At 58.9% G+C, this 25,057-nt stretch carries 21 protein-coding genes and 1 tRNA gene; 13 read left to right on the forward strand and 9 right to left on the reverse strand.

The window, feature by feature from the left end; translation table 11 throughout:
* Window positions 1–101 precede the first annotated feature (101 nt).
* The 7 genes from CRD13_RS10590 (at window position 102) to pyk (ending at window position 7,712) form a co-directional block, all read left to right on the forward strand.
* Window positions 102–1,646: an anthranilate synthase component I gene (locus CRD13_RS10590; RefSeq protein WP_048734630.1), complete on the forward strand. Its 1,545-nt coding sequence runs from the start codon at window positions 102–104 to the stop codon at window positions 1,644–1,646.
* 7 nt (window positions 1,647–1,653) lie between these two features.
* On the forward strand, window positions 1,654–2,304 hold the full coding sequence (locus CRD13_RS10595; RefSeq protein ID WP_049182100.1) for a TIGR02234 family membrane protein: 651 nt from the start codon (window positions 1,654–1,656) through the stop codon (window positions 2,302–2,304).
* A gap of 4 nt (window positions 2,305–2,308) precedes the next feature.
* Window positions 2,309–3,115, forward strand: a complete 807-nt coding sequence (gene trpC, locus CRD13_RS10600; protein WP_016422942.1) for an indole-3-glycerol phosphate synthase TrpC — start codon at window positions 2,309–2,311, stop codon at window positions 3,113–3,115.
* A 147-nt stretch (window positions 3,116–3,262) separates the two neighbouring features.
* Window positions 3,263–4,552 carry a tryptophan synthase subunit beta gene (trpB, locus tag CRD13_RS10605; protein ID WP_005510336.1) on the forward strand — a complete coding sequence of 430 codons (1,290 nt, stop codon included), beginning with the start codon at window positions 3,263–3,265 and terminating at the stop codon, window positions 4,550–4,552.
* Complete coding sequence (trpA, locus tag CRD13_RS10610) at window positions 4,553–5,332, forward strand: tryptophan synthase subunit alpha (protein ID WP_016422940.1); 780 nt, start codon at window positions 4,553–4,555, stop codon at window positions 5,330–5,332.
* Between the two features lie 7 nt (window positions 5,333–5,339).
* Window positions 5,340–6,263 (forward strand): prolipoprotein diacylglyceryl transferase, encoded by a 924-nt coding sequence (gene lgt / locus CRD13_RS10615; protein ID WP_049170326.1) that lies wholly within the window; start codon window positions 5,340–5,342, stop codon window positions 6,261–6,263.
* 33 nt (window positions 6,264–6,296) lie between these two features.
* Window positions 6,297–7,712, forward strand: a complete 1,416-nt coding sequence (gene pyk / locus CRD13_RS10620) for a pyruvate kinase (protein WP_016422938.1) — start codon at window positions 6,297–6,299, stop codon at window positions 7,710–7,712.
* Window positions 7,713–7,851: 139 nt separating this feature from the next.
* Here pyk and CRD13_RS10625 read toward each other — a convergent pair whose 3' ends face one another.
* Together CRD13_RS10625 and CRD13_RS10630 are read right to left on the reverse strand one after the other, a co-directional pair.
* Window positions 7,852–9,129 carry an amidohydrolase gene (locus CRD13_RS10625; RefSeq protein ID WP_049193967.1) on the reverse strand — a complete coding sequence of 426 codons (1,278 nt, stop codon included), beginning with the start codon at window positions 9,127–9,129 and terminating at the stop codon, window positions 7,852–7,854.
* A gap of 43 nt (window positions 9,130–9,172) precedes the next feature.
* Window positions 9,173–10,522, reverse strand: coding sequence for a DUF4921 family protein (locus CRD13_RS10630; protein WP_187401584.1), 1,350 nt, complete (start codon window positions 10,520–10,522; stop codon window positions 9,173–9,175).
* Window positions 10,523–10,632: 110 nt separating this feature from the next.
* On the opposite strand from CRD13_RS10630, the gene CRD13_RS10635 reads away from it, so the two are divergent.
* The 3 genes from CRD13_RS10635 (at window position 10,633) to CRD13_RS10645 (ending at window position 13,462) form a co-directional block, all read left to right on the forward strand.
* Window positions 10,633–11,016 carry a hypothetical protein gene (locus CRD13_RS10635; RefSeq protein WP_042388759.1) on the forward strand — a complete coding sequence of 128 codons (384 nt, stop codon included), beginning with the start codon at window positions 10,633–10,635 and terminating at the stop codon, window positions 11,014–11,016.
* 255 nt (window positions 11,017–11,271) lie between these two features.
* On the forward strand, window positions 11,272–12,615 hold the full coding sequence (gene gdhA / locus CRD13_RS10640) for an NADP-specific glutamate dehydrogenase (RefSeq protein WP_016422934.1): 1,344 nt from the start codon (window positions 11,272–11,274) through the stop codon (window positions 12,613–12,615).
* Between the two features lie 85 nt (window positions 12,616–12,700).
* Window positions 12,701–13,462: a sulfite exporter TauE/SafE family protein gene (locus CRD13_RS10645; protein ID WP_042388756.1), complete on the forward strand. Its 762-nt coding sequence runs from the start codon at window positions 12,701–12,703 to the stop codon at window positions 13,460–13,462.
* 8 nt (window positions 13,463–13,470) lie between these two features.
* Here CRD13_RS10645 and ehuA read toward each other — a convergent pair whose 3' ends face one another.
* From ehuA to CRD13_RS10665, 4 genes are all read right to left on the reverse strand, one after another.
* Window positions 13,471–14,244 carry an ectoine/hydroxyectoine ABC transporter ATP-binding protein EhuA gene (ehuA, locus tag CRD13_RS10650; protein ID WP_016422932.1) on the reverse strand — a complete coding sequence of 258 codons (774 nt, stop codon included), beginning with the start codon at window positions 14,242–14,244 and terminating at the stop codon, window positions 13,471–13,473.
* Window positions 14,245–15,162 carry an amino acid ABC transporter permease gene (locus tag CRD13_RS10655; RefSeq protein WP_369707174.1) on the reverse strand — a complete coding sequence of 306 codons (918 nt, stop codon included), beginning with the start codon at window positions 15,160–15,162 and terminating at the stop codon, window positions 14,245–14,247.
* A 63-nt stretch (window positions 15,163–15,225) separates the two neighbouring features.
* Window positions 15,226–16,119 (reverse strand): ABC transporter substrate-binding protein, encoded by an 894-nt coding sequence (locus CRD13_RS10660; RefSeq protein ID WP_016422930.1) that lies wholly within the window; start codon window positions 16,117–16,119, stop codon window positions 15,226–15,228.
* A gap of 126 nt (window positions 16,120–16,245) precedes the next feature.
* A complete protein-coding gene (locus CRD13_RS10665) occupies window positions 16,246–17,565 on the reverse strand; it encodes an NADP-dependent malic enzyme (protein WP_187401585.1) in 1,320 nt (439 codons plus the stop codon).
* A 759-nt stretch (window positions 17,566–18,324) separates the two neighbouring features.
* Between CRD13_RS10665 and CRD13_RS10670 the strand changes: the two genes are divergently transcribed.
* Together CRD13_RS10670 and CRD13_RS10675 are read left to right on the forward strand one after the other, a co-directional pair.
* Window positions 18,325–19,083, forward strand: coding sequence for an Ltp family lipoprotein (locus CRD13_RS10670; protein ID WP_187401586.1), 759 nt, complete (start codon window positions 18,325–18,327; stop codon window positions 19,081–19,083).
* Between the two features lie 148 nt (window positions 19,084–19,231).
* Window positions 19,232–19,441, forward strand: a complete 210-nt coding sequence (locus CRD13_RS10675) for a hypothetical protein (RefSeq protein WP_049190013.1) — start codon at window positions 19,232–19,234, stop codon at window positions 19,439–19,441.
* 367 nt (window positions 19,442–19,808) lie between these two features.
* On the opposite strand, the gene CRD13_RS10680 is transcribed toward CRD13_RS10675, so the two are convergent.
* From CRD13_RS10680 to CRD13_RS10690, 3 genes are all read right to left on the reverse strand, one after another.
* Window positions 19,809–19,882 (reverse strand) — tRNA-Leu (locus CRD13_RS10680).
* A gap of 50 nt (window positions 19,883–19,932) precedes the next feature.
* The gene (locus CRD13_RS10685; RefSeq protein ID WP_187401587.1) at window positions 19,933–20,910 is read right to left on the reverse strand and encodes a DUF368 domain-containing protein; all 978 of its coding nucleotides are present in this window, start codon (window positions 20,908–20,910) and stop codon (window positions 19,933–19,935) included.
* Between the two features lie 209 nt (window positions 20,911–21,119).
* Complete coding sequence (locus CRD13_RS10690) at window positions 21,120–21,710, reverse strand: TetR/AcrR family transcriptional regulator (protein WP_016422925.1); 591 nt, start codon at window positions 21,708–21,710, stop codon at window positions 21,120–21,122.
* A gap of 444 nt (window positions 21,711–22,154) precedes the next feature.
* Between CRD13_RS10690 and polA the strand changes: the two genes are divergently transcribed.
* Window positions 22,155–24,800, forward strand: coding sequence for a DNA polymerase I (gene polA, locus CRD13_RS10695; RefSeq protein WP_147719393.1), 2,646 nt, complete (start codon window positions 22,155–22,157; stop codon window positions 24,798–24,800).
* The last annotated feature ends 257 nt before the right edge of the window (window positions 24,801–25,057 follow it).

Genomic DNA, 25,057 nt, shown 5'->3' on the forward strand with positions numbered 1-25,057 from the left:
CGGGTTGCCGAGGTGGGGATTTCGTCGTCAAGCGCGCCCACCTCCGGTGAAGTCCGGGGTTAAGTGATGTGCAATCCGGGGTGCGTGGCACAATAGCGGCTATGACTCGTATCACCATGACCACGCGTGAGCGCTTTCGTGAACTGGCTGCACACCATCGGGTCGTGCCCGTGGTTCGCAAGGTTTTGGCGGACGGCGAAACGGCGCTGTCGGCCTACCGTAAGCTCGCGGCCGATCGTCCCGGCACTTTCTTGCTGGAGTCCTCCGATGTGGGGCAGTCGTGGTCGCGCTGGTCATTTATCGGTTGCGGCAGTCGTGCTGCGCTGACGGTGGATGATGCGGGGGAGGCAACCTGGATTGGCAATGCGCCGTCGGGTGCGCCAGAGGGCGGAAATCCGTTGGATGCTCTGCGTCGCACGCTGGAGCTGCTGCACACGGAGCTTCCGCTTGCCGACGATGCCTCGGTACCCAAGCTCACCTCTGGTCTCGTTGGCTACTTCGGGCATGACATTGTCCGCTACATCGAGCCACAGCTGCCGGATACCACTGACAATGATTTGCAGATTCCTGAGCTCATGCAGTTGCTGGTGGAGGACCTGGCTGCTTTTGACCACCACGAGGGCGTGCTGTGGCTGATTTCTAATGCAGTGAACTGGGACGGCTCGGATGAGCGGATTGACCAGGCGTATGACACCGCCTGTGATCGGGTCAATGCGATGGTGGAGCGGCTGTCGGGGTCCTCTGATCTGCGTCCGGCGGAAATTAGCTTCCCAGAGCCGGTGATTCGTCGCCAGCGCGCCGCCGACGACCACATGGATCGTATTGAGCGTTGCAAGGACCACATCCGAGCTGGTGATGCGTTCCAGATTGTGCTCTCGCAGCGGTTCGAGATGGACACGCAGGCGTCAGCATTTGATATCTACCGCATCCTGCGGGTTTCCAATCCGTCGCCCTACATGTTCCTGGTCAACGTTCCAACCAAGGACTTCTCCGCTACCGCTTTTCAAATTGTCGGTTCCTCCCCGGAATCACTCGTGGCAGTTCAGGGCAGTGAGGTCATCACCAATCCCATCGCGGGCACACGTCCGCGCGGTGCCACGGTGGAGCAGGACAATGCGCTGGAAGCTGATTTGCTGGCAGACGAGAAGGAAAATAGTGAGCATCTGATGCTCGTTGATCTTGGCCGCAATGACCTCGGACGTGTCTGCCGCCCAGGCAGTGTTGTTGTGCACGACTTCCGTCATATTGAGCGCTACAGTCACGTTATGCATCTGGTCTCTACGGTCACCGGCGAGCTTTCCAGCGACGCCACTGCCGTCGACGCGTTCGCGGCCACCTTCCCAGCGGGAACGCTGTCGGGTGCGCCGAAGCCTTCCGCGCTGAGCATTATCGACAAGCTCGAAGACACGCGTCGGGGTGTTTACGGCGGCACTGTTGGATACTTTGACTTCCGGGGCAATACCGATCAGGCAATTGCCATCCGCACAGGTGTGAAGAAGGGCGATACGGTCTATGTTCAGGCTGGCGGCGGAATTGTCAGTGACTCTGACCCGGTGGCAGAGGATGAGGAGACCCGCAACAAGGCCGCGGCCGTGCTGCGAGCTGTCGCGGCAGCTGAGACACTAGTCCCAGCGGAAAGGAGCTAGGTTTTCGATGAAGTCGACAACGATGCTCTCCGGTGGCCTCATTGGTGTGGCCGCAGCGGGAATGTGGTTGTGCAGCCGTAGTGCATGGCTGACGGTCGATACTGTTGATGACAAGTCCGGTCCAGCGACCACAGATTTGGTGGGCGCAGTCTGGGCTCCAGAGTTGACGTCGATTGCGCTGGCAATGGTGGCTGCACTGTTTGCCACCACCATTTTGGGCTCACTGGGGCGCCGTATCGTCGGTGGCCTCGCGGCGCTGCTCGCAGTTGCGGCGTCGTGGACTCCGATGACTCTGCTTGCCAGCGGAGAAGACGGGGTGGATTCCCAGCGGGCACTGGATTTGTTGACGTCGGGAAGCGCCTCACAACGCGCCAGTGATGCGGTGACTGTGGCAGACTGGGCGCAGATCTCAGCGATTGAAGTGCATGCGATGGGGCCATCCCTGGCCTTGCTGTGCTGCGCATTGGCGCTGGTCGGGGCGGTATTGTTGGTGCGTCGACCGGGTACTGTGAAGAAGCAGAAGTCCAGCGCGTATGAGACCCCGGAGGTACGCCGTCAGCGTATCGCCGAGGACCTGGAGGAAGACCCACAGTCGGGTCGAGTTCTGTGGGATGCTTTGGATGCCGGTGTAGATCCTACGGATCTGGATAAGGAGTAAGGCCGTGGCTAACGTTCTGGACAAGATTATTGAGGGCGTGCGGGAAGATCTCGCTGCTCGGGAAGCCAAGATTTCCTACGGTGAAATCAAGGAGCTCTCGCTGAAGGCGCCGTCGCCGATTGATGCCGTGGCGGCACTGGCTAAGCCCGGGGTGCAGGTGATTGCAGAGGTCAAGCGTGCCTCTCCGTCGAAGGGAGAGCTGGCTGACATCCCTTCGCCGGAGGTCTTGGCGGCAGAGTACGAGCAGGGTGGCGCGGCTGTCATTTCCTGTCTGACTGAGGAGCGCCGCTTCCGCGGTTCGCTCGCCGACCTCGATGCCGTGCGCCGCGCGGTCAACATTCCAGTGCTGCGCAAGGATTTCATCGTCACTCCGTACCAGGTCCATGAGGCCCGCGCACACGGTGCCGACCTGGTGCTGCTGATGTGCTCCGCTTTGGATCAGCCGACGCTGGAATCCCTGCTGGATCGCACCGAGTCGCTTGGCATGAACGCTCTGGTTGAGGCGCACACCGAAGAAGAGGTCGAGCGCGCCGAGGCCGCTGGTGCCAAGATCCTCGGCATCAACGCCCGCAATCTAAAGACCCTCGACGTGGATCTCTCCGTGTACGAACGCCTTGCGCCGATGTTGCCGGATCATGTTGTGAAGGTGGCAGAGTCCGGTGTCAAGGGGCCGGAGGAACTGCGCTACTACGCCTCCCACGGCGCCGACGCGGTACTGGTGGGCGAGGGCCTGGTTACCGCGGGCAAGCCGGGTGAGGCTTGCCGACGTCTCGTTGCCGCCGGTGTCCACCCGACACTCCGCAGCGAGTAGTGATAGACCGCAGTTGCGATAAGCAGCTGTACCGCGCTGCGATCTGCGCCTAGTTTGGTTGCGTGTCGCACCTGTTGTGCTGGCACGCCACAGTTTCTTAGGCCTTATGTCCCCGCAACGGGTGGGGATAGTCCACAATAGATAACTGTGAGTGACCAAGATTTCAAGAATCATGATGCCCGCGGTGACCGCCTGCCCACGATGGGTGAGGTTATCGCGGAGACAACGAACCACGAGTCAGATGCCATTGGGCACTGGGGTAAGTGGGGCGGCCAGTTTGTGCCGGAGGCGCTGATGGCCGTTATCGGTGAGGTCACCGATGGCTACGCGAAGGCCCGCGTTGATCAGGATTTTCTCGATGAGCTCGACCGGCTGCAGCGTACTTATGTCGGACGTCCCTCGCCGCTGTACTACGCGGAGAAGTTTTCCGCTGATATCGGCGCTGACGTCTGGCTAAAGCGCGAGGATTTGAATCACACCGGTAGCCACAAGATTAATAACGTCTTGGGTCAGGTTCTGCTTGCTAAGCGCATGGGTAAGAAGAACATTATTGCCGAGACCGGTGCCGGCCAGCACGGTGTCGCAACCGCGACTGCCTGTGCGCTGCTCGGCCTTAACTGCCGTATCTACATGGGCAAGGTCGACGCAATCCGCCAGCGCCTTAATATCGCTCGCATGCGTTTGCTTGGTGCCGAGGTTATCGAGGTCGAGATTGGCTCGAAGACTCTCAAGGACGCGATCAATGAGGCCATGCGTTTTTGGGTTTCACACGCCGATGACACCTACTACTGCTTCGGCACTGCAGCCGGCCCGCACCCGTTCCCAACAATGGTGCGCGACTTCCAGCGCATCATCAGCGCCGAGGCACGCCAGCAGATCCTCGCGGAAACCGGCTCGCTTCCCGACGCTGTCGTGGCCTGTGTCGGCGGCGGTTCTAATGCGATCGGCGCGTTCCACCACTTCATCGATGATGAATCGGTTCGACTGATTGGCGCTGAAGCTGGCGGTGACGGTGTTGAGACCGGTCGCCATGCAGCACCGATTTCGGCCGCCGGTAATCCGGGTGTGTTCCAGGGCTCCTTCGCCGCCCTGATGCAGAACGAGGACGGTCAGATTACAGAGTCTCATTCGATTTCCGCCGGTCTGGATTACCCGGGCGTGGGCCCGGAGCACTCGTACCTGGCCGATATTGATCGCGCGTCCTACCTGCCGGTGACCGATACCCAGGCGATGCAGGCATTCCAGGACCTGACTCGGATGGAGGGCATCCTGCCCGCTATCGAGTCCGCACACGCGGTGGCTGCCGCCCGACTCATCAGCGGTGATCTGAATGAAGAGCTGGGCCGTAAGCCGCTGATTATTGTCAATGTTTCCGGTCGCGGTGACAAGGATGTCGACACCGCTGCTAAGTGGTTTGATCTGATGGAGGAGTCCTAAATGAGTCTGAGTGACGTCTTTGACAAGGTCCGTGAGGAAAACCGCGCAGCATTTATCGGCTACTACCCAGCGGGTTTCCCGACCACCGATAAGTCGATTGAGAACATCAAGGCGATTGTCGACGCTGGCGCCGACATCATCGAGGTTGGACTGCCTTTCTCCGACCCGATGATGGATGGCCCAACTATTCAGGATGCCGCCAACGTGGCTCTGGATGCGGGCTTCCGTACCCGTGAGATTATGCGGGTGGTTCGCGAAGTCACCGAGCACGGCGGTACCTGTGTGGTCATGAGCTACTGGAATCCGATTCTCCAGTATGGTCCGGAGCGTTTCGCCGAGGACTTGGCCGCCGCTGGTGGTCGGGGCACCATTATCCCGGATCTCATCCCCGAGGAGGCCGGCCAATGGCAGCGTGCAGCTGAGGCCAATGGTCTGTCCAACATCATGTTGGTGGCCCCGTCATCGACCAACGAGCGTCTGCAGCTAACTGCCACCGCGTCGACCGGCTTCGTCTACGCCACCAGCCACATGGGTGTCACAGGTGCCCAGGCCAGCGTCGACTCGGCCGCAGGCAAGTTGGTTGCCCGCACGCGCGAGGTCACCGATACACCGGTGTGCGTCGGTTTGGGTGTCTCCAATGGGGCACAGGCCGCGGAGATTGCCGAGTTTGCAGATGGCGTAATCGTTGGCTCGGCACTGATCAAGGCCGCGATGAAGAGCACCGATGACCTGGTAACGCTCGCCCGCGAACTCGCCGCGGGCGTACGAGGAGAGAGCTAGCGCATTTATGAGTTCCACCCTTGTTCTCGCTGAAACTGCAACGACGTATCTGGCCAACATTCCCTCTCCGCCGCAGGGGGTGTGGCAGTTAGGACCGCTACCACTGCGCGGTTACGCGATTTCCATCTTGGTTGGCGTACTCGTCGGCATTTACTGGATGCAGCGCCGCTACGCGGCCAGGGGTGGAGACCCGGAGTTAGTCCTCGACATTGCCATTGCGGTTATTCCTGCGGGCATTATCGGCGGCCGTCTCTACCACGTCGCCACCGACTGGGAGAAGTACTTCGGCCCCGGCGCCAATCCCGCCGATGCACTGAAAATCACCAATGGTGGTCTCGGCATCTGGGGCGCGGTGGCGCTGGGAGTGCTAGCCGCGTGGGCGGTTGCTAAGTGGCGGAAGGTGCCGTTTGCGCCAGTTCTTGACGCGGCCGCACCCGCAATCATCCTTGGACAGGCCATTGGGCGTCTGGGCAATTGGTTCAACCAGGAACTCTACGGTGGCCCAACGTCACTTCCGTGGGGTCTGGAAATTTACCAACGAGTTGATGAGTTTGGTCGGGTTACCCCTGTCACCGGAACGTCGACAGGCGAAGTGCTGGCCGTGGTGCATCCAACGTTTCTCTACGAGATGGTGTGGAACGTCCTCGCCTGTCTGGTCATTGTGTGGGCGGACCGAAAGTTCAAGATGGGCGGCGGGCGCGTCTTTGCGCTCTATGTCGCGGCCTACACTTTGGGGCGTTTCTTCATTGAACTCATGCGCGTCGATGACGCAACGCTGATATTCGGTGTGCGTATTAATAACATCACGTCGCTCGTGGTCTTTTTCTGCGCTGTCATTGCTTTGTGGATTCTGCGGGCCAAGAGCCGCGAAACCGCAGCTGAAGTCAGGGGAGAGCGCGAGGCTGCTGAAGCTCACAGTGCTTCCAACTGACGCATAGCCCGTTAAGGGACTAGGCTGGAGGCCGTGCTTAGACGAACGAAGATTGTATGTACCCTCGGTCCAGCAGTTGCTTCGCTGGAGGGGATTACCGGGCTGGTCAACGCCGGCATGGATGTTGCCCGCCTGAATTTCTCTCACGGTGAGCATGAGGACCACGCTCAGAACTACCACTGGGTGCGTGAAGCATCCGACGCTACGGGACATGCCGTCGGTATTCTCGCCGACTTGCAGGGACCAAAGATTCGCCTCGGTCGTTTTAAGGAAGGCTCGACGTATTGGGCTGACGGCGAGATTGTCCGCATCACCGTCGACGATGTCGAAGGCACGCACGACCGCGTCTCCACCACGTACAAGAATCTCGCTGACGATGCCCGTCCGGGCGATCGCCTGCTTGTCGACGATGGCAAGGTGGGCCTGGAGTGCATCGAGGTAGATGGCAACGATGTGGTGTGCCGTGTCATCGAGGGCGGTCCGGTCTCGAACAACAAGGGTGTTTCCCTGCCGGGGATGAACATCTCGGTGCCGGCTCTGTCAGAGAAGGATATCGCCGACCTGCGCTTCGCTCTGAAGCTGGGAGTCGACTTCATCGCGCTGTCCTTCGTCCGTTCGCCTTCCGACGTCGAACTGGTCCATGCGGTCATGGATGAGGTTGGCCGTCGTGTCCCGATTATCGCCAAGCTGGAGAAGCCAGAGGCAGTCGAGTCTCTCGAGGCCATCATCCTGGCTTTCGATGCCGTGATGGTCGCCCGTGGTGACCTTGGTGTTGAGGTGCCGTTGGAAGATGTTCCGCTGGTTCAGAAGCGCGCTATTCAGATTGCCCGCGAGAACGCCAAGCCGGTCATCGTCGCCACCCAGATGCTCGACTCCATGATTTCGAACTCGCGCCCGACTCGTGCGGAGGCCTCCGACGTGGCCAACGCTGTGCTCGATGGCGCAGATGCCGTGATGCTCTCGGGTGAGACCTCGGTTGGTAAGTACCCGCAGTCCACGGTTAAGACCATGGCTCGCATCGTCACCGCCGCTGAGCGCGAGGGGGAAGTTCCTGCGCTGACCCACATGCCTCGCACGAAGCGTGGTGTGATTTCCTACGCAGCTCGCGATATCGGTGAGCGCTTGAATGCCCGCGCTATGGTTGCTTTCACCACCTCGGGTGATACCGCTCGCCGTGTGGCACGCTTGCACTCTCGCCTGCCGCTGCTGGTATTCACTCCGAATCAGCAGGTTCGTTCGCAGCTTGCGCTGACGTGGGGTGCGGAGACCTTCTTGGTGCGCGAGGTTAACAGCACGGATGAGATCATGCAGGTCATCGATGAGCAGCTCTTGACCATGGAAAACTACAACGCTGGCGACACGCTGGTCGTTGTTGCTGGTACCCCTCCAGGAAATGAGGGCAATACCAACATGATTCACGTCCACGTTATTGGCGAGGACGCACGCTAGCTCTCTGGCGCGTTTGAAAAAGCCGGTAAGTCCTTTTGGGGCTTACCGGCTTTTTGTAAGAGCCTTTCGACCTGGGCTGTCGGGCTGTTTGGTGGGATCTTTGCGCTGTGCGCGGTGGCAAGCGGCCGGCACGCAGCTCTTACTTTGCCAAGTAGGACAGTACGGCGGCAGCGGCGGCAGAAGTCGCGGAGGTAGCCGTCGGCTCGAAGTCCGGCAGGAATGTCGGCATGTGATTCGACGGTACGTCTTCGACCACGCGGTCGGCAGCAACGGCGGCTTCCCACGTATCCCGAGGTGTGGCGCCAACGGTCCAGTAGACATATGGGCAGTTCAGTCCACGCGGCAGGTCTGAGAAGTCCTCCGATGCGGTCCACGGCACAGCATCGGTGGAATCGTCGCCGAGCACAGCGTCCATGACCGGGCGAATCGTGGCAAACGCCTCCGGATCATTGTCAGTGACTTCGCCGTGATCGGAGTACTCAATCACAGGCTCAACCTCAGTGCCGGAAGCCAGGCATTCGCCACGAACAACGCGCTCAATGCCCGCAATGAGCTTCGCGCGCACATCGTTGGAGTAGTAGCGAATATTCAGCACAATCTTGGCCTGACCGGGGATTGTGTTATTCGAATTGCCGGACTGCAGCGTGCCGACGGACAAAACACCAAACTCGTGGGGAGGAATCTCGCGCCCCACAATTCCTTGCAAGCGCAGAACGATTGCGGCAGCCAAGTACGTCGGGTCAATGGCGTTGTGCGGCATAGATCCATGTGCGGAGCGACCTGTCAGCGTGATGCTAATGGTGTCACAGCCAGCAAGTGCCGGGCCGGGCATGGTCATTACCTGACCTGCGGGGCCGGGAACAATGTGCTGGCCGAAGCACACATCTGGGGTGGGGATGAGGTCTGCCAGGCCGTCGTCAATCATAGCCTGTGCACCACAGGCCAGTTCCTCGGCGGGCTGGAACAGGGCAATGAAAGTACCCGACCACTCAGACTTAGTTGCTGCCATCAGGCTAGCCAGACCAAGACCGGCCGTCATGTGCATGTCATGGCCACAGGCGTGCATGACGGCGGTGGCAGAACCATCGCGGGCGGTACCGGTGGCAGAGGAAGCGAAGTCCACACCGGTTTCCTCGAACACCGGAAGCGCATCGATATCAGCGCGGAACAGCACGGTAGGGCCGGGGCCATTTTCCATGACACCAACGAGGCCGTGACCACCGATTCCCTCATACACCGTGTAAGTGCCCATGTCGCGAAGAGCACCGGCCAGATACGCGGCAGTTTTCTCCTCCGCCTGAGATAGCTCCGGGTGCTGGTGCAGGTAACGGTAGATTTCCCACTGCCTGTCCAATGGCACTCGATGAGTGGCGATGAGGTCGCGAATGCGGCTCAGTCGTGCTTCATTGTTGCTCACCTGGATTAAGACTCCTAACTTCTCTCTACTCTGTGCCAGAGAACTACAGTCGCGACCCGTCTTCGACGAGCGGGTTGTACTTCAGCGAGTTTGGCTGGCACTGGCACTCGGTCGCAATGTGAATGCTGTCCGAAATCTTTCCGGTCTCCCGTAAACGGTACATCTCCGGGACAACGCGGTCGCGCAGATCCCATGGGGAGATGGTGTTCAGATAAATCTTGGTGCCACCTTCAAAACCGGCCAAATTTGAGGTGCGCCACTTAATCATTACGCGCCACGGCATGCGGGCATCCAAATCGACAGGGCGGTGGTGCCATTCCTCGTTACACGGAATGGTGGGCCCGGCAGCGGCATGACATGCGTGAATCAGGTCCGACATTGCGTCGATCTCAGCCCGGGTTTGCAGCCACGGTTCGCAGACATCTGACTTCGAGAAAATCTCCAGCGTCGGGTAGCGGTGTCCGAATCCTGCGAAAGCCACCGCGTGCTCGTTTTCCGCGATAACCAGGTTGTGGCGGGCCGCATAGTCCACTGCGTATTCGTTGTAGATATTCGGGTTCTTGCGCACCGCCTGCACTTCGCGCTTGAGCTGCTCGCCGTGCTCATCGATGGCCACAAGCTGCTTGTGCAAGTGATCGAAGCTTGCGCCTGCCGGTTTTAGCCAGTTTTGGAAAGCGGCCACATAACGCACGTAGCGGTTACGTCGGTACAGGTCAGCAATCGACTCGACGGTAAACGCAATGAGTGCGCGGTGCTCGGCAACACTCAATGTGCCAGAAGAAGCCAGCTGATTATCGTGAGTAGCGCCGTCGACAAAGTGGCGACGGGCAACAATCACATCGTGGCCGCCGGCGAAATAGCTTGGGGCGCGGCGCAGCAATTCCTCGTCGGAAAGCGCGTTGATTTCCTCTTCACTGCGTCCAGCGGCGCGGTATCGCGTGCGAATGATGTTGAGCACGTGCTCGCGGCCCTTCGGGTCATCGAGGTAGGCCTCCATACGTTGCTGAGTTTCGCGGTCGGGCTCGAAGCCATAGTTTTCCGACCAATAGTCATAGGAGACGATCTCGAACAGGTTGGGCACGCGACGGAACTCCGCAGTGGTGTCGAAGAGCTGGTCGGGCAGTACTCCGGTCACCGTGCTGTAGCCGCCGAATACCGATTCGTCGAGGACAACACGGGCCTTCTCAGGCGGGGTTTGCAGCAGGTTGTTCCAGCCAAAGGAGTCGCGGGATCCAAAATCCTCCTCGCTCAATGGCTGCGGATCCGTGTGCTTAATTCCCAACGGCCGATTGCCACGACCTGGGACTGTCCACACCTGGGTACCGGAAAAAGGATTGACTTGCTTCACCGTGCCGTCGGCAAGCGTGATGAGGGGATTGCTGAAAGCCTGCATAAGTCCAACACTACGTCTTTGCTGCCGGTCGGCGCGCCAACGTAGGGGGACAGGGCTTGACGACGGTTAGCTATTGTCTGGCCGTCTCGCGTGGCTTAGCCTGTGAAGTTATGTCGAAGATTGTTTTTCACTGCCTGGTGAAGCCGACCGAATCGGAGGCGCTGGCCGAGGCATTTCGTACCAAGTTGAGTGAGTTTGACCGCGCCGGGCGAATTAGTGACGTGGATGTTTCGGTGGCGTCGGCGGACACGGACGCGCAGTTGGTGGAGCAGTGGGAGCGTGAGAACCCGAAGGAGCCGTTGGGGGATAGGAAGGTATTCCGTTATCTCTTGAGCTTCGATCAGCACGGCGGTTCTCTCAATGAACTCGCTATGGACCTCTCTGAGCTACTGACTCCGCGTGCAGAATTGCCCCCGGACCCAGTGCTGCGTGAGTTCGACGAAATGCTCGAATCTGTTGCGACGTATCCCTGGAATGTTGCCGTATTTAGGTAATATCCTACCTAATTCGTGAAAAGTGTAAGCCTCCACAGAGTCAGTGATTGGCTTGGCCAACGGGTGTAGCGCGAATCGCTACGAGTTTTCCCAGCAATATGCCGTTGTATAATTATGTCCGCTTCAATATCTACAGTTGCCCAGTCCTTGTGCACACAACCTGTGCCACCGAGTTACGGCAACCGGAAAGTGGTTTACAACCGCTGACGGTTTGTTCTTCGTGGGCGCCATAATGGTTTCGCAGAGAGGTTTATTTTGAATATCGAGCAGAAGGTTTCGGGACTCTATGACCAGATTCTCACCCGAAACGCCGGTGAGCCGGAGTTCCACCAGGCAGTGGCAGAAGTTCTGGAGTCGCTGAAGGTCGTCCTGGAAAAGGACCCACACTACGGTGACTACGGCTTGGTTCAGCGTCTGTGTGAGCCGGAGCGTCAGATCATTTTCCGCGTGCCGTGGGTCGATGACCAGGGGAAGGTCCAGGTCAACCGTGGCTTCCGTGTTCAATTCAACTCTGTGCTGGGCCCGTACAAGGGTGGTCTGCGCTTCCACCCGAGCGTGAACCTCGGCATCATTAAGTTCCTGGGCTTCGAGCAGATCTTCAAGAACTCCCTGACCGGCCTGCCGATCGGTGGCGGCAAGGGTGGCTCCGACTTTGATCCGAAGGGCAAGTCCGAGCTAGAAATCATGCGCTTCTGCCAGTCGTTCATGACTGAGCTGCACCGCCACATCGGTGAGTACCGTGACGTCCCGGCCGGTGACATCGGCGTCGGCGGCCGCGAGATTGGCTACCTGTTCGGTCAGTACCGCCGTATGGCCAACCAGCACGAGTCCGGCGTTCTCACCGGTAAGGGCCTGACCTGGGGCGGTTCCCTGGTTCGTACCGAGGCCACCGGTTACGGCTGTGTCTACTTCACTGAAGAGATGATGAAGGCCAACGGTGCTGACATCAACGGTGCCAAGGTCATCGTTTCCGGTTCCGGTAACGTCGCCATCTACGCCATTAAGAAGGCTCAGGAGCTCGGCGCTACCGTCGTCGGTTTCTCTGACTCTTCCGGTTACGTCTCCACCCCGAACGGTGTCGACGTCGAGCTGCTGAAGGAAATCAAGGAAGTTCGTCGTGCTCGCGTCTCCGAGTACGTCGCTGAGGCTGAGGGCGCTGAGTTCCACGAGGGTGGCAACATCTGGGAGCTCAAGGCTGATGTCGCACTGCCGTGTGCAACTCAGAATGAGCTCAATGGCGAGTCCGCCAAGCTGCTGGTCGACAACGGCTGCCGCTTCGTTGCTGAGGGCGCAAACATGCCGTCCACTCCGGAGGCTATCGAGGTCTTCAAGGCCAACGGTGTCCACTTTGCGCCGGGCAAGGCTGCCAATGCCGGTGGTGTTGCTACCTCCGCTCTGGAGATGCAGCAGAACGCTACCCGCGATTCCTGGTCCTTCTCCTACACCGATGAGCGCCTGAAGCGCATCATGACCAACATCTTCAAGAACTGCGAAACCACCGCCGCTGAGTACGATCACGAGGGTAACTACGTGCTCGGTGCCAACATCGCAGGCTTCAAGAAGGTCGCTAACGCAATGCTGGCTCAGGGCGTCATCTAGTCTGCTAACGTTTCCGCTTTACGACGGATCCTCGGCGACCCCGCCCGTCGAAAAGCCAAAAAGCCCACGCTGTAAACTCCCTCCTATGGAGTTATCAGTGTGGGCTTTTGTCTTTATCGTGGCAACGATTTTCATCGGGGCTCTGATGCAGCGAATAGCCGGTATGGGACTCGGACTGTTGGGAGGTCCGGTCCTCTCACTGGTTGCAGGTCCCGTAGCAGGAATTTTGATTATTAACGTGCTCGCATCGGTCAATGCGATCATGCAGACCATCTCGGTGCGAGAGAACGTCGATTGGAAGAAGTTCTGGCTGATTGGCCCGGTGATGGCCTTAGGTGCGCTGCCAGGCGCCTGGGTGGTTCACAACACGCCCAGCGGGCCACTCCAGGTTCTGGTCGGCGGGCTCGTGCTACTCGCGCTGCTAGTGACATCCTTTATGCCTCAGCGCATGCGTGTCGACGGCCCACAATACGCCGTTGCCTCAGGCGTGGCCGGCGGTTTTATGAATACCCTGGCCGGCATTGCGGGCCCAGCCATTACCGTTTACGCACAGGCTTCCCGTTGGCCAGCGCAGACATTTGCAGCCACCCTGCAACCGCTCTTCTTTGTTTCCGGCGCGTTGTCCTTGCTGTTCAAGGAAATCAGCGGTGACGTATCTGTCTTCGCCACCACACCGGTTATCCTCTGGCCGCTGTGTTTGGTTGCCATGATTGTGGGTATATTTTTGGGCACTCGCGTTTCCCGACGAGTGCCCATTGTGCAAGCCCGAAAGCTCGCGGTCATTCTGGCGACTACCGGCGCGGCAGTCACTATGTTTCGCGGAATCTCCGCAACTTTTGGCGCTTAGGCTTGCTGTTACTTCAACAGCGAAGACAGGAAGTTGCGGGTGCGCTCGTGCTGCGGATTACCCAGCACCTCATCCGGGGTGCCTTTCTCCACGACCACGCCGTCAGCCATAAACACGACCTGGTCGGCGACTTCGCGGGCAAAGCCCATCTCGTGCGTCACGACGACCATGGTCATGCCCTTATCGGCCAGACCACGCATGACGTTGAGAACCTCACCGACGAGCTCGGGGTCAAGAGCGGAAGTCGGCTCATCGAAGAGCATTAGCTTCGGCTCCATGGCCAGGGCTCGAGCAATGGCAACACGCTGCTGCTGACCGCCCGAGAGCTGAACAGGGTAGGCATCGGCCTTGTGAGCCAGACCAACAGTCTCCAGCAGCTCCATGGCACGCTTTTCAGCCTGCTCCTGAGAGACGCCCTTTACCAGCACTGGTGCCTCGGTGATATTTCCCAGCACCGTGCGGTGCGGGAACAGGTTGAAGTTCTGGAACACCATGCCGATATCGCGACGCTGACGGGCAGCTTCTGCGGCGGAAATTTCGTAGAGGCTGCCGTTCTTTTCGCGGTAGCCAATCAGGGAACCGTCGACGTAGAGACGGCCGGCATTGACCTTCTCCAGGTGGTTGATGCAGCGCAGCAGTGTGGACTTACCGGAGCCCGAAGGCCCAATGAGGCAGGTAACCGTACCGCGTGGAACTTCCAGGTCGATGCCCTTGAGGACCTCGAGACGGCCGAAGTTCTTCCGAACCTTTTGCGCCTCAACCATCAAATCTTTGGTAGTCATTTACTGCGGATCCTCTCGGTAGAAGTGCTCTTCGTCCTTATCGACAACGCGAGCATTTGCAAGCGGCACACCTTCGGCGTCGGCAAGCGCGGCCAGCTGGCGGGCGGTGAGCTGACGGGTAGCGCCGCGGGCGAAGTAGCGCTCAAGGTAGAACTGTCCGACCATCAGAATTGATGTGATGACCAAGTACCAGGTGGCGGCGACAAGCAGCATCGGCACCGGCAGGAACAGCGCATTGGCGATGTCCGTGGAGCGGCCGTAGAGTTCCAGCGAGAACGGCACTGCGATGACCAGCGAAGTGGTCTTCAGCAGGGAGATGAACTCGTTGCCCGTCGGCGGGATGATGATGCGCATAGCCTGTGGCAAGATGGTGCGGCGGACAGTCTGCCACCAGCTCATACCCAGTGCCTTCGATGCTTCGGTCTGGCCCTCCGGGACAGCCTGGATGCCGGCACGGACAATTTCAGCCATGTATGCGGACTCATTCAAGCCGAGACCGACGAACGCTAACACAAAGGTATTGGACAGGACAGTGCTGAGATCAACCTCGGCAACGCCCAGGTCAATCGTCGAGTAGATAGTGCCGAGGAGGCCCCAAAAGACCAGCTGCACGTAGACCGGAGTTCCTCGGAAAACCCACAGGTAGAACCAAGCAACAGTGGACAGCACGGGGTTGTCCGACATTCGGAGTACGGCGACGATGGCACCGCCGACGATACCGATGAGCATGGCCAGGACCGTTAGTGCAATGGTCCAGCCAGCGGCAGCGGCGATTCGTGTGTCGAACAGGTACTGGAAGTAAACATCCCAGTGGTAGGCCTCGTTGCGGGCGGCACCGATGATGAACCACAGGAAGAGCACAAGCAGCACTGCTGCGGTGATCCAGCGACCCGGGTGCGGCAGCGGTTTGGCCTTAATTTCTTCGTTGAGTTCCGCCTGTGTGGCCTCGTAGCGGGCGCCAGACGCAGATGAGTCGCTCACTTAAAGTTCCTCTCCGTTAATAGTGGCGCGTTCCAAAGCACCGTCTTCCAAACCCCATGTGGTCAGGATTTGCTTGTACTGGCCGTTGTCGATGAGGTACTGCAGCGCCTGCTGGAGTACTGGGCCGAGTTCTGAATCCTTCGGAATAGCGAAGCCGAACGGGGCACCATCGTAGATATCTCCGGCAAGTTCGAGTTTGCCCTCAGAACGATTGACCGCGTAGGCACTGACTGGTGAGTCAGCTGCCAGCGCGTCAGCACGCCCCAGCACCACGGTGGTAGCTGCGGTACCAGCATCCTGGTAGGCCAATTTGTTAATTGGTGGCAAACCGCGATCCAGACAATCCTGATTCTTTACCGGCAGGTCCTCCATGTCAGCGACGGTATTGCGCTGAACAGCGACAGTTTTGCCACAGTAGTTGTCGGAGCTGGCGTCGCTGCCCGGGCGACGTGCCCACTGCAGGCCGGTATCCAGGTAGTCGACGAAGTCGTAGGTCTTGCGGCGCTCCTCATTTGAGGTGAAGCCGGAAGCGCCAACATCAACTGCGCCGGCCGACAGGGCCGGCAGAATCAGTGCGAAATCCTGTTCTTGGATTTCCAGCCGCAAATCCAGGACGCTGGCCATGGCCCGCATAAGGTCAATGTCGAAGCCGATGATGGAACCGGCGGAATCCTTAAACTCTGCTGGGGCGAATGTTGGGTTGGTGCCGATGCGCAATACTTCGCGCTTACGAAGATCTGCTGGGACCTGTTTCGCCAGTTCGGGGACCGCTGCCGGTTTGATCTCTGACCAGCCCTCGGGGTTACCGCTTTCGTCATTGGTGACGCAGCCTGTAAGCCCTAAGAACAAGGTCGCAGTCAGCGTGGCAGCCGCCAATGCGATGGGTCTTTTCATATCTGAATATGTTACCTAGGCACAGGAATACCTTAAATTCGGTACCCCTATTCAGCTGCGCTTCAGGCGGGTGCAGGAAAACCGCACACTTTTCAGACTTCCCGGGGAATAGTCAGCGCCGGTTTTCTAGTTCGCTTCAGCTGCAGCAAAGCCATTGCCAGTGACGTCGAGCGGGCCGACCGCGCCGGAGGCCGGGTCGCTCAGCGCAGCATCGCGGACAGCCTTCGCCACGGCCGGCATGACGCGCGAATCCAGCGCCGACGGGATAATGCGGTCGGCACTCAGGTCTTCTACGCCAACATTTGCAATGGCCTGAGTAGCAGCCAGCTTCATGGCCTCGGTGATCCGTTTGGCACCCGCCTCCAGTGCGCCACGGAACAGACCCGGGAAGGCCAGCACATTATTAATCTGGTTCGGATGATCCGAGCGGCCAGTGGCCACGACGGCTCCGTACTTGCGGGCGACTTCCATCGGAATCTCCGGAATCGGGTTGGCCAGCGAGAACAGAATCGGGTCAGCGGCCATTTGGCTAATCGCATCCTCGCCGATACGGCCGGCAGAGACGCCGATGAACACGTTAGCGTCGACAAGCGCATCGTTGATCGCGCCGGTGATACCGCGCGGGTTAGTCATGCCGGCGACCCACTGCTTGATGTCGCTCAGTGGCTCGCGGTCTGGGTGGATGATGCCGCGCGAATCGACGACGACGATGTCGGACATGCCAGCGGACAGCAGCATCTTCGTCGCAGCGACACCAGCGGCACCAGCGCCGGAGATGACCACGCGGAGATCCTGGAAGCTGCGACCTGTCAGCTTGCAGGCGTTGATCAGGCCGGCGGCGATGACGATGGCGGTGCCGTGCTGGTCGTCGTGGAAGATGGGGATGTCGAGCTCTTGGTCGAGACGCTGCTCGATCTCGAAGCAGCGAGGCGCGGAGATGTCTTCGAGGTTCACTCCGCCAAACGACGGCGCCAGCGCCTTGACCGTCTGGATGATTTCCTCTGTATTGAGGGTATCCAGGACGATTGGCACAGCGGAGATGCCGGCGAACTGCTCGAAGAGCTGGGCTTTTCCTTCCATCACCGGTAGCGCGGCCTTGGGCCCGATGTCGCCAAGGCCAAGCACGGCGGTGCCGTCGGAAACCACTGCGACGTTCTGGCCGGTCCAGGTGTAGGTGCGGGCCAGAGCCGGATCTTCGTGGATGGCCTCACAGACGCGAGCGACACCTGGGGTGTAGCCGATGGAGAGGTCGCGAATTGTCTCGAGCTTCATGGTGGAGTGGGAGCGGAGCTTGCCGCCTCGGTGTGCCTCAAAGATTTCCGCATCGGTGATGGTCGACGGATCTGTGGGGGCGGTGTCCTCCGGTACTGCGTGAAGTGGCGTCTTAGCGGAGTTCGCGTTCGCAGTGTGGGCGGAGGAGCTAGAGGGGGAATTCGCAGCAGGCATGATGACAGTCCAAAACGTGTTGAGTACTGAGTACTTTGTACTTTGAGAAAACTCGACCGCGGCGTGAGCTGCTGGTGGGCAGTGCGTAAAGCCGGGAGCAAAGCTTGGCAGGTGATACGTAGTGGTGTGCGTAAAAACTAAACCAGTCTTGCTATGCGGGATTGGTATCTCATTATATGGACAGTGGGGTGGAAAATAAAATCTTTGCGGTTGGGGGAGCGGGGATTTGGGAAGTGTCGTGGGGCTGGCGGCCGCGGGCGTGATGCCGGAACCCCGGCTTTTGCCGAGTTCGACGAGTCCTGCCATGGCGTCATCTATGTCAAGAGCTACGCTGCTGTGTTGTTTGCGATGAAGGTGTGCACCGGGGCTTGCTCGGAAGCATCTTTGTTAGGAAGTGCCTTCGGTGGGGCGTCTATGTGCTGTCGGGTTCCATATGGGCGGCTGTCGTTGGAGGGGGCTCCACGCCTTGGCCGCTTTTGGCCTTCTATTGGTTTGGAAAATGTTGGCGATATTATTTGCCGATATTGAGTAAGCGCTGGCCGGGGTTGAAGGTTAGTTTTTAAAGAGATTAACCAGTTCCAAGCCCTGTTCTATGGGGTAGAGGCCTGGTTTTTTCTTACCTTCAGTGGTGCCTTATGGTTCGCGAATCGAAAATATTTGTGTAGTGCGGAAAGTTGAATCCGGAGTTCCTGGGATAGTTCCAACTGACGACAGAGAGCTGTTCGTTTATTGCAACTTCTACGCAGGAGGCTTCTTACGATGTCCGATTCCACTTTCCCCCAGAACCCGCAGAGCCCACAGAACCCGTATGGCTCCCAGAATCCGTATGTATCCCAGGATCCGCAGGATCCGCTGGGGCAGCAGTACTACCAGCACAACCCGCAGGATCCGCTCGGCCAGCAGCCCTACCCGCAGGGGCCGTCGGCAGCGGGGCAGATGCCTCCGGCTCCGAAAGAAAAGAAGAAGGGTGGATGCTTCAAATGGGGTGGTATTGCCGCGGGCGCTGTCGTGGTCCTAGCTGTGGCGGCCAGCTTGACTGGTGGCGGTGACACTGACTCGGGTGCCGATTCTGAAGCTGCGTCTCTCTTTGGCTCGGAGACTGCCGTTGCGGCTGATTCTGGGACTGTTGAGAATGCCGATTTCGCTGAGTCTTCCGAGGCAGGTGTAGATGAGCAGCAAGGTCAGACGGGGGCGCAGCAAAAGCAGGATGAGAAGGTCCCGACCGAATACAAGAATGCTCTCCGCAAGGCAGAGATTTACGCGAATCGCATGCACATGTCGAAGGCCGGTATTTTTGATCAGCTGACCTCGGAGTATGGCGAGAAATTCTCACCGGAGGCAGCCCAGTATGCGATGGACAATCTCGAAGCGGACTGGAATAAGAACGCACTGGAAAAGGCGAGAATCTACCAGGATTCGATGGCAATGTCCCCGGATGCGGTTTACGAGCAGCTGACGTCGGAATACGGCGAGCAGTTTACTCCGGAGGAAGCTCAGTACGCGGTGGATAACCTGTAGCAGCGGGCTTCGTTTGTTGATGACGCCAATTGGCCAGAGTCCAGTTGGATGCCTGCTGCAAAAGGACGGCTTCCGCTTCACCAGAATGCATTTGCTGCACACTGAACGGCTGCTGGTGAAGCGGAAACCGTCTCGGCAGTTTTAATGCGTGACCGGGCAGTTGAGCGAGTGTCTGCAGCACAACTTCGGCGCGGTACAATTCGTGCCGTTTATCAACCGCGCCCGCATCGGCGACCGCGGCGGCAAATCAGAAGTAACCGCGACACTGCGCCGCTACGCAGTCGCAGCACCTATCTTGCAGAAGACATCGCTGAGTTTCGAGTCTCCATCACAGAAGAGCAGCGGCAAGCTTTGTTGAGCGGGATTTCCGAGTACTCCGATGGCGATGAAGAAGTTTTCAGAGCGTATGCTCGCCTGTTGAAATCATCGGACTCAAAAGCCATGGAGTAGCCACATTCGCGGGGTGCGAGTCCCCGCCATGGCACTGCCCCGTTCACTCAATCGGTAGTGGCGGGGTTTTCTTATGCCCAAAAACAGATTCACCCAGGAGTTAACGCAGGATTCAGCAGGCAATACGTGGCTCTTTTTTGGCTCATTTTTGGCGCAAAATACCCGTGAAAGTACGTGAAAGTGCGTGAAAAAGAGTGAAAGATAGTGAATACTAACCCAACCAAAAACCCGCCCCCACCAGGCTAAAAGTCAGGTGAAGGCGGGTTTTAAAATCGTGCCCCCGGTGAGACTCGAACTCACACTGGACGGGTTTTGAATCCGTTGCCTCTGCCAATTGGGCTACAGGGGCGCAAAGCCGTCGATAAGCGAAAATGCTCTATCGAAGCGACTTTGACTAGTTTAGTCCATCGACCCCGAATTAGAAAAACGGCGCTGCGCATAAGCGACGACGCTGACGATTGCGGCGCCGAGAATGAACAGTCCGAGGGCGAGTCCCCAGTCGGAGCCGATGCCCTGGAGCTCGTTGTTTTCGGTCTGCCACGGCCAGAGAGCGCGCAGCGAACCGAGCATGAGGCCGGACATGGCGACCAACGTGAGCGCCTGGTGCGTACTCAGCAGCCATTCGAGGAAGCGGATGAACAGGACGATGCCAATCAGCGCGCCGACGAAGAACGTGCCGATGTAGGCGAAGTCACGGTCGTGAATTGCGCCCATGGTCGGTGCGTAGAGTCCGATGACCAGCAGGAAGAAAGAGCCCGAAACGCCCGGCAGAACCAGTGCGCACACGGCAATCGAAGCGGCGATGAGCACGAGCCAGAGAGGCGGCTGCGTCGGTGCGGCCTGGGGGAGGGAGGTCAGCGCGAACAGGGCGATGCTGAAGAACAGGAAGACGACGATGGCCTTGCCGCGCATGCCCGGCTGACGCAGAGCGCCTGGCGGTAGCTCGTTCAGCGGCATGGTGATTGAGGCGGCGATCATGCCCATGAACAGTGCTCGAGAAGCGACTGGTTGGTTGGTGACGAAGTTCTCCATGACGCCTGCCATGGAGAAGACCACGGCAACCATGCCGATAGCCACCGGAATCAGCAGCCACCAGTCGATTCTGCGAAGGTCCTCCTTGAAGGTGCCCTTCGAAGTTGCCCGCGGCAGGTCGGTGATGCGCTTTGCCGATTCAATCAGGCGTCCGTAGATGCCCGTGATCAGCGCAAGGGTGCCGCCGGAGACCCCCGGAATCGTCTCGGCGAGACCAATGAGGCCACCGCGAACTGCGTTGGCGATGACACCCAGCGGGGTCGGCTTCGGGATTTCAGAGTAGGGGCTCGTGGTCGGCAGCGTGGTCGACTCTGCGCCAGGAGCGCTCGTATTTTCAGTAGACATCGCAGGCCATTGTATGTCTTCCACCTGAGAAGAAGCGTATTTCCGTGTGTGTATTAGTAGCTTCGGGGTGCGATTAAGGACACAAAATAAAAAAGCAGCGCCTGGGGCGGCGCTGCTGATTCAGTGAGTTACGCAGGAGTAGTCGGGGGCAGTGGGTGGTGGCAGTGGGCAGTGGGCAGTGGAGCTGGTTCCTTAGCCGTGCTCGGTTCTTAGCCGTGCTCGATAATCTGCTGCAGGCAGTTACCCAGGGCCTCAACCGAAATCCTCGGCGCGTTGGCCTCATCGATCAGACCAGTATCAGAAAGAACTAGGTATCCGACGCAGAGGGAAATAGCCATCTGGCTGCGGTGCACAGCAGCATCGTGGCTAACGTCTTCCGGTCCGTCCTCTTCGACGCGGCGAATCAAGTCATCTGCAACAGCTTCATTGAACCGCTCGGCGATGACTTTTGCAGTTTCCTCGGAGTCGAGGGATCCGACAATCAGCGGAATCATGGACTGTCCGGCCATTCCTTGACCAGTCAAAATAGCGCTGGCCATCCGCTGGCCAAGTTCATTGAAGGGAGCTCGGCTGAGCGTGCCTTTGAACTGGCTGAAGTCAATCAGTTCGGCCATGAGACCTTCTTTGGAGCCGAAGTACTTGATGATGAGCGGCGCGCTGACGCCCGCATCGCTGGCAATTTCCTTCAGCGGCACGCTTCGCAACGGCTTGCGCGCGAAGTGCCGAGCTGCAGCCGCGATGATGCGCTCGCGGGTGGACTGGGCACTCCGTTGGAAATCGGTCGAATCGAACTCACTCATGCTGAAGAGTCTAAAGCCATGAAAGCGTAACTACGCCAATTGATTTCAGAGTCATGCGCAGGACGTGGTGATATGTTTTCGCGGCCACCTCAAAGAGGGGGTAATTTCTAGGTGCCTCATTTGGGGCAGGTTCCGTGCATGCTGTTGAACAATCGCTGGAAAATATGGAAAAACTCCAGGAAAATAAGGCGAATATTAAAGTTGGATTACAGCATTTCGAAAACTGAAACCAAGCGCCAACCGACGCTCGGGAGGCTCACTCTTGCGAATCACTGTTCAGGTGGACTAAGGGGCTGCTGAACCCGTTTCAAAATGCAGCCTGATTACCGTAATTATTGTTCACTGAAGCTGACCGGCCAACAGCTCATCCTCCGCAGCTCGCGATTCCTCAGCGCGCATCTCAGTTTTCCTACGCTGTTCAATATTTTCCTACACTGGGATGTCATGAAGAAGACCCTCATGCTTATCGACGGTCATTCCATGGCCTTCCGCGCGTTCTTTGCCCTTCCGGTGGATAATTTCTCAACCACCGGTGGTCAGACAACGAACGCGGTGTACGGCTTCCTTTCTATGCTGTCCAATATCCTCAGCGAGGAAAAGCCCACGCACGTGGCGGTCGCCTTCGATGTCGCCCGCGAGACCTTCCGCAACGAGATCTTCCCGGAGTATAAGGCTCAGCGTGAGAAGACTCCTGAGGAATTCCGTGGTCAGGTGCCGCTTATTCAGCAGGTGCTGAAAGAGATGGGCATCGTCACGCTGGAAAAGGACAACTACGAGGCCGACGACATTATCGCGACGTTGGCTACCCAGGCCAAGCCTGAGGGCTTCGAAACGCTCATCGTCACCGGGGATCGCGACTCGTTCCAGTTGGTCAACGACACCACCACGGTGCTTTATCCAATGCGCGGCGTCACCACGCTGCATCGCTTCACGCCTGCTGCTATCGAGAAGAAGTACGGTCTGACGCCGACTCAGTACCCGGACTTCGCGGCTCTCCGCGGCGACCCCTCCGACAACCTCCCGGGCATTCCGGGTGTCGGGGAGAAGACAGCGACGAAGTGGATCGTTCAGTACGGCACGCTGGCAAACCTCATCGACCACGCTGACGAAATCCGCGGCAAAGTCGGCGATAACTTCCGCGAGCGCGTCGCAAACGTCCAGCTGAACCGCGACATCACCGAAATGGTCAAGGACCTGCCCTTGCCGTATGGTCCGAACGAGCTCGAGCTCCGTCCCGCCGACGCCCAGGGCATCATCGACTTCTTCGACCGCCTTGAATTCGGCGACAACCTTCGCGAACGCGTCTTCCGCACCCTTTCCATCGAAGGCGCGGGCGTCACCGCCTCCACCAGCGACAGCGCGACAAAGCTCGAGGCTGTTTCGCTTGACGACGGCGCCCTGGCTGCCTGGCTCGATAATCTGCACGAGCCGGCCGCGTTGCAGGTCGGGGAGCACACCCTGATGATTGGCTCCGCAGATGAGAAGGGCAAGACCTCCGGCCAGGCTGTTTCTCTCGACTTGGGTGATCTTTCCGCCGAAGATGCCGACGCACTGCGCGAGTGGCTCGCTGGCGACCATCCGAAGCTGGTGCATGACTCTAAAACGGCCATGCATGCACTCTGGAACTACGACTTCGAGCTGGCCGGGGTCATCCACGACACCTTCCTGGCTGCGTATCTGCTGCGCCCAAGCCAGCGCAGCTACAGCTTGGACAACGTCGTCCAGCGTCACCTGGGCCAGACTCTTTCGCAGGCCGAGGGCCAGATGACCCTGCTCGATGGCCCGGCCGAAGACGCTTCCCATGTCGCCGCCGTCATCGACCTGGCTGAGCGATTGGCTGTCGAACTCGACGAGGCCGGGCTCTACAGTGTGTACGCCGACCTGGAAGTCCCGCTCGCCCCAGTGCTGGGTCGGATGGAGCGTGCCGGTATCGCTGTCGATGTTGATGCGCTCGAGGAGCTCCGAAAGCAGGCGCAGGCGGCTACCGATGAGGCGGAGAGTGAGGCTCGCAACCTCGTCGATAAGCCTGAGCTGAATCTCGGATCGCCGAAGCAGTTGCAAGAGGTCCTGTTTGACCAGCTGGGAATGCCCAAGACAAAGAAGACGAAGACGGGCTATTCCACGGCGGCGAAGGAAATTGAGGGGCTGGCGAAGGTCAACCCGCATCCGTTCCTGGATTACCTGTTGAAGTTCCGCGAGTCGCAGAAGATGAAGTCGACCGTGGAGGGGCTGATTAAGGCTGTCGCTGATGATGGCCGTATTCATACGACTTTTAATCAGGCGGTCGCGGCGACGGGGCGTCTGTCGTCGACGGAGCCGAATCTGCAGAACATCCCGGTGCGCACGGAGTTCGGGCGACGGATTCGTGAGGCGTTCGTGGTCGGCGATGGCTATGAGCAGCTGATCACCGCGGACTACTCGCAGATTGAGATGCGCGTGATGGCGCACCTATCGCAGGATCCGGGGCTGATTGAGGCCTACCGCCAGGGCGAGGACCTGCATAACTACGTCGGCTCGAAGGTCTTCGGCGTCGGCATCGATGAGGTTACGCCTGAGCTGCGTCGTCGTGTAAAGGCGATGAGCTACGGATTGGCTTATGGTTTGAGCGCTTTTGGTCTGGCTCAGCAGCTCGACATTCCGCAGCGCGAGGCGAAGAAGCTCATGGAGGACTACTTCGAGCGCTTCGGTGGTGTGCGCGATTATCTGCACAAGGTTGTTGAGCGGGCGCGCAAGGACGGCTTTACGGCCACGATGTTCGATCGTCGTCGCTACCTGCCGGAACTCAACGCCGACAACCGCATCGCTCGCGATAACGCGGAACGTGCGGCATTGAACTCGCCGATTCAGGGGTCGGCGGCAGACATTATTAAGATTGCGATGCTCCGGGTCGACGATGCTTTACGACGGGGCGGGCTGCGCTCGCGTGTCCTCCTGCAGGTTCATGACGAACTGGTTGTGGAAGTTGCAGATGGGGAAGAGGGAGCCATCAAGGAGCTGTTGCATCGCGAGATGGACTCGGCGGCTGAATTGTTGGTTCCGTTGGATGTTTCTATCGGTGCTGGTGTGAACTGGGATACTGCTGCGCATTAGTGGTGCGAAGGTCGGGCCGTAGTGCTGGTCGGCGGACTTGATGCGGGCTTGCCGCGGATGTGTTGCGGACTTGAATGTCGCAGCTCAAATCGGTATTGTTCGCTAGGTATGCATTAGCGTGCCGACTTTGCAGCCTCGAGCTCCAGGGACATCGGGTTAACTAATTGCCAATGGCGAGATTCGCCGAAAGCGGATTTGGCCCGGTTGTCCAGGTGTTTCTTTGAGGGGCAAGGCCGAAATTGTCCGTTTTTCGATTT

The sequence above is a fragment of the Corynebacterium sp. LK26 genome (genome assembly GCF_014335085.1).
In the GTDB taxonomy this organism is placed as follows: Bacteria; Actinomycetota; Actinomycetes; order Mycobacteriales; family Mycobacteriaceae; genus Corynebacterium; species Corynebacterium jeikeium_D.

Coding starts and splice junctions, on each gene's coding strand:
- CRD13_RS10590 (WP_048734630.1), top strand. CDS start 102: ATGACTCGTATCACCATGACCACGCGTGAGCGCTTTCGTGAACTGGCT.
- CRD13_RS10595 (WP_049182100.1), top strand. CDS start 1,654: ATGAAGTCGACAACGATGCTCTCCGGTGGCCTCATTGGTGTGGCCGCA.
- trpA (WP_016422940.1), top strand. CDS start 4,553: ATGAGTCTGAGTGACGTCTTTGACAAGGTCCGTGAGGAAAACCGCGCA.
- lgt (WP_049170326.1), top strand. CDS start 5,340: ATGAGTTCCACCCTTGTTCTCGCTGAAACTGCAACGACGTATCTGGCC.
- CRD13_RS10630 (WP_187401584.1), bottom strand. CDS start 10,522: ATGCAGGCTTTCAGCAATCCCCTCATCACGCTTGCCGACGGCACGGTG.
- CRD13_RS10635 (WP_042388759.1), top strand. CDS start 10,633: ATGTCGAAGATTGTTTTTCACTGCCTGGTGAAGCCGACCGAATCGGAG.
- CRD13_RS10645 (WP_042388756.1), top strand. CDS start 12,701: ATGGAGTTATCAGTGTGGGCTTTTGTCTTTATCGTGGCAACGATTTTC.
- ehuA (WP_016422932.1), bottom strand. CDS start 14,244: ATGACTACCAAAGATTTGATGGTTGAGGCGCAAAAGGTTCGGAAGAAC.
- CRD13_RS10660 (WP_016422930.1), bottom strand. CDS start 16,119: ATGAAAAGACCCATCGCATTGGCGGCTGCCACGCTGACTGCGACCTTG.
- CRD13_RS10665 (WP_187401585.1), bottom strand. CDS start 17,565: ATGCCTGCTGCGAATTCCCCCTCTAGCTCCTCCGCCCACACTGCGAAC.
- CRD13_RS10670 (WP_187401586.1), top strand. CDS start 18,325: ATGTCCGATTCCACTTTCCCCCAGAACCCGCAGAGCCCACAGAACCCG.
- CRD13_RS10685 (WP_187401587.1), bottom strand. CDS start 20,910: ATGTCTACTGAAAATACGAGCGCTCCTGGCGCAGAGTCGACCACGCTG.
- CRD13_RS10690 (WP_016422925.1), bottom strand. CDS start 21,710: ATGAGTGAGTTCGATTCGACCGATTTCCAACGGAGTGCCCAGTCCACC.
- polA (WP_147719393.1), top strand. CDS start 22,155: ATGAAGAAGACCCTCATGCTTATCGACGGTCATTCCATGGCCTTCCGC.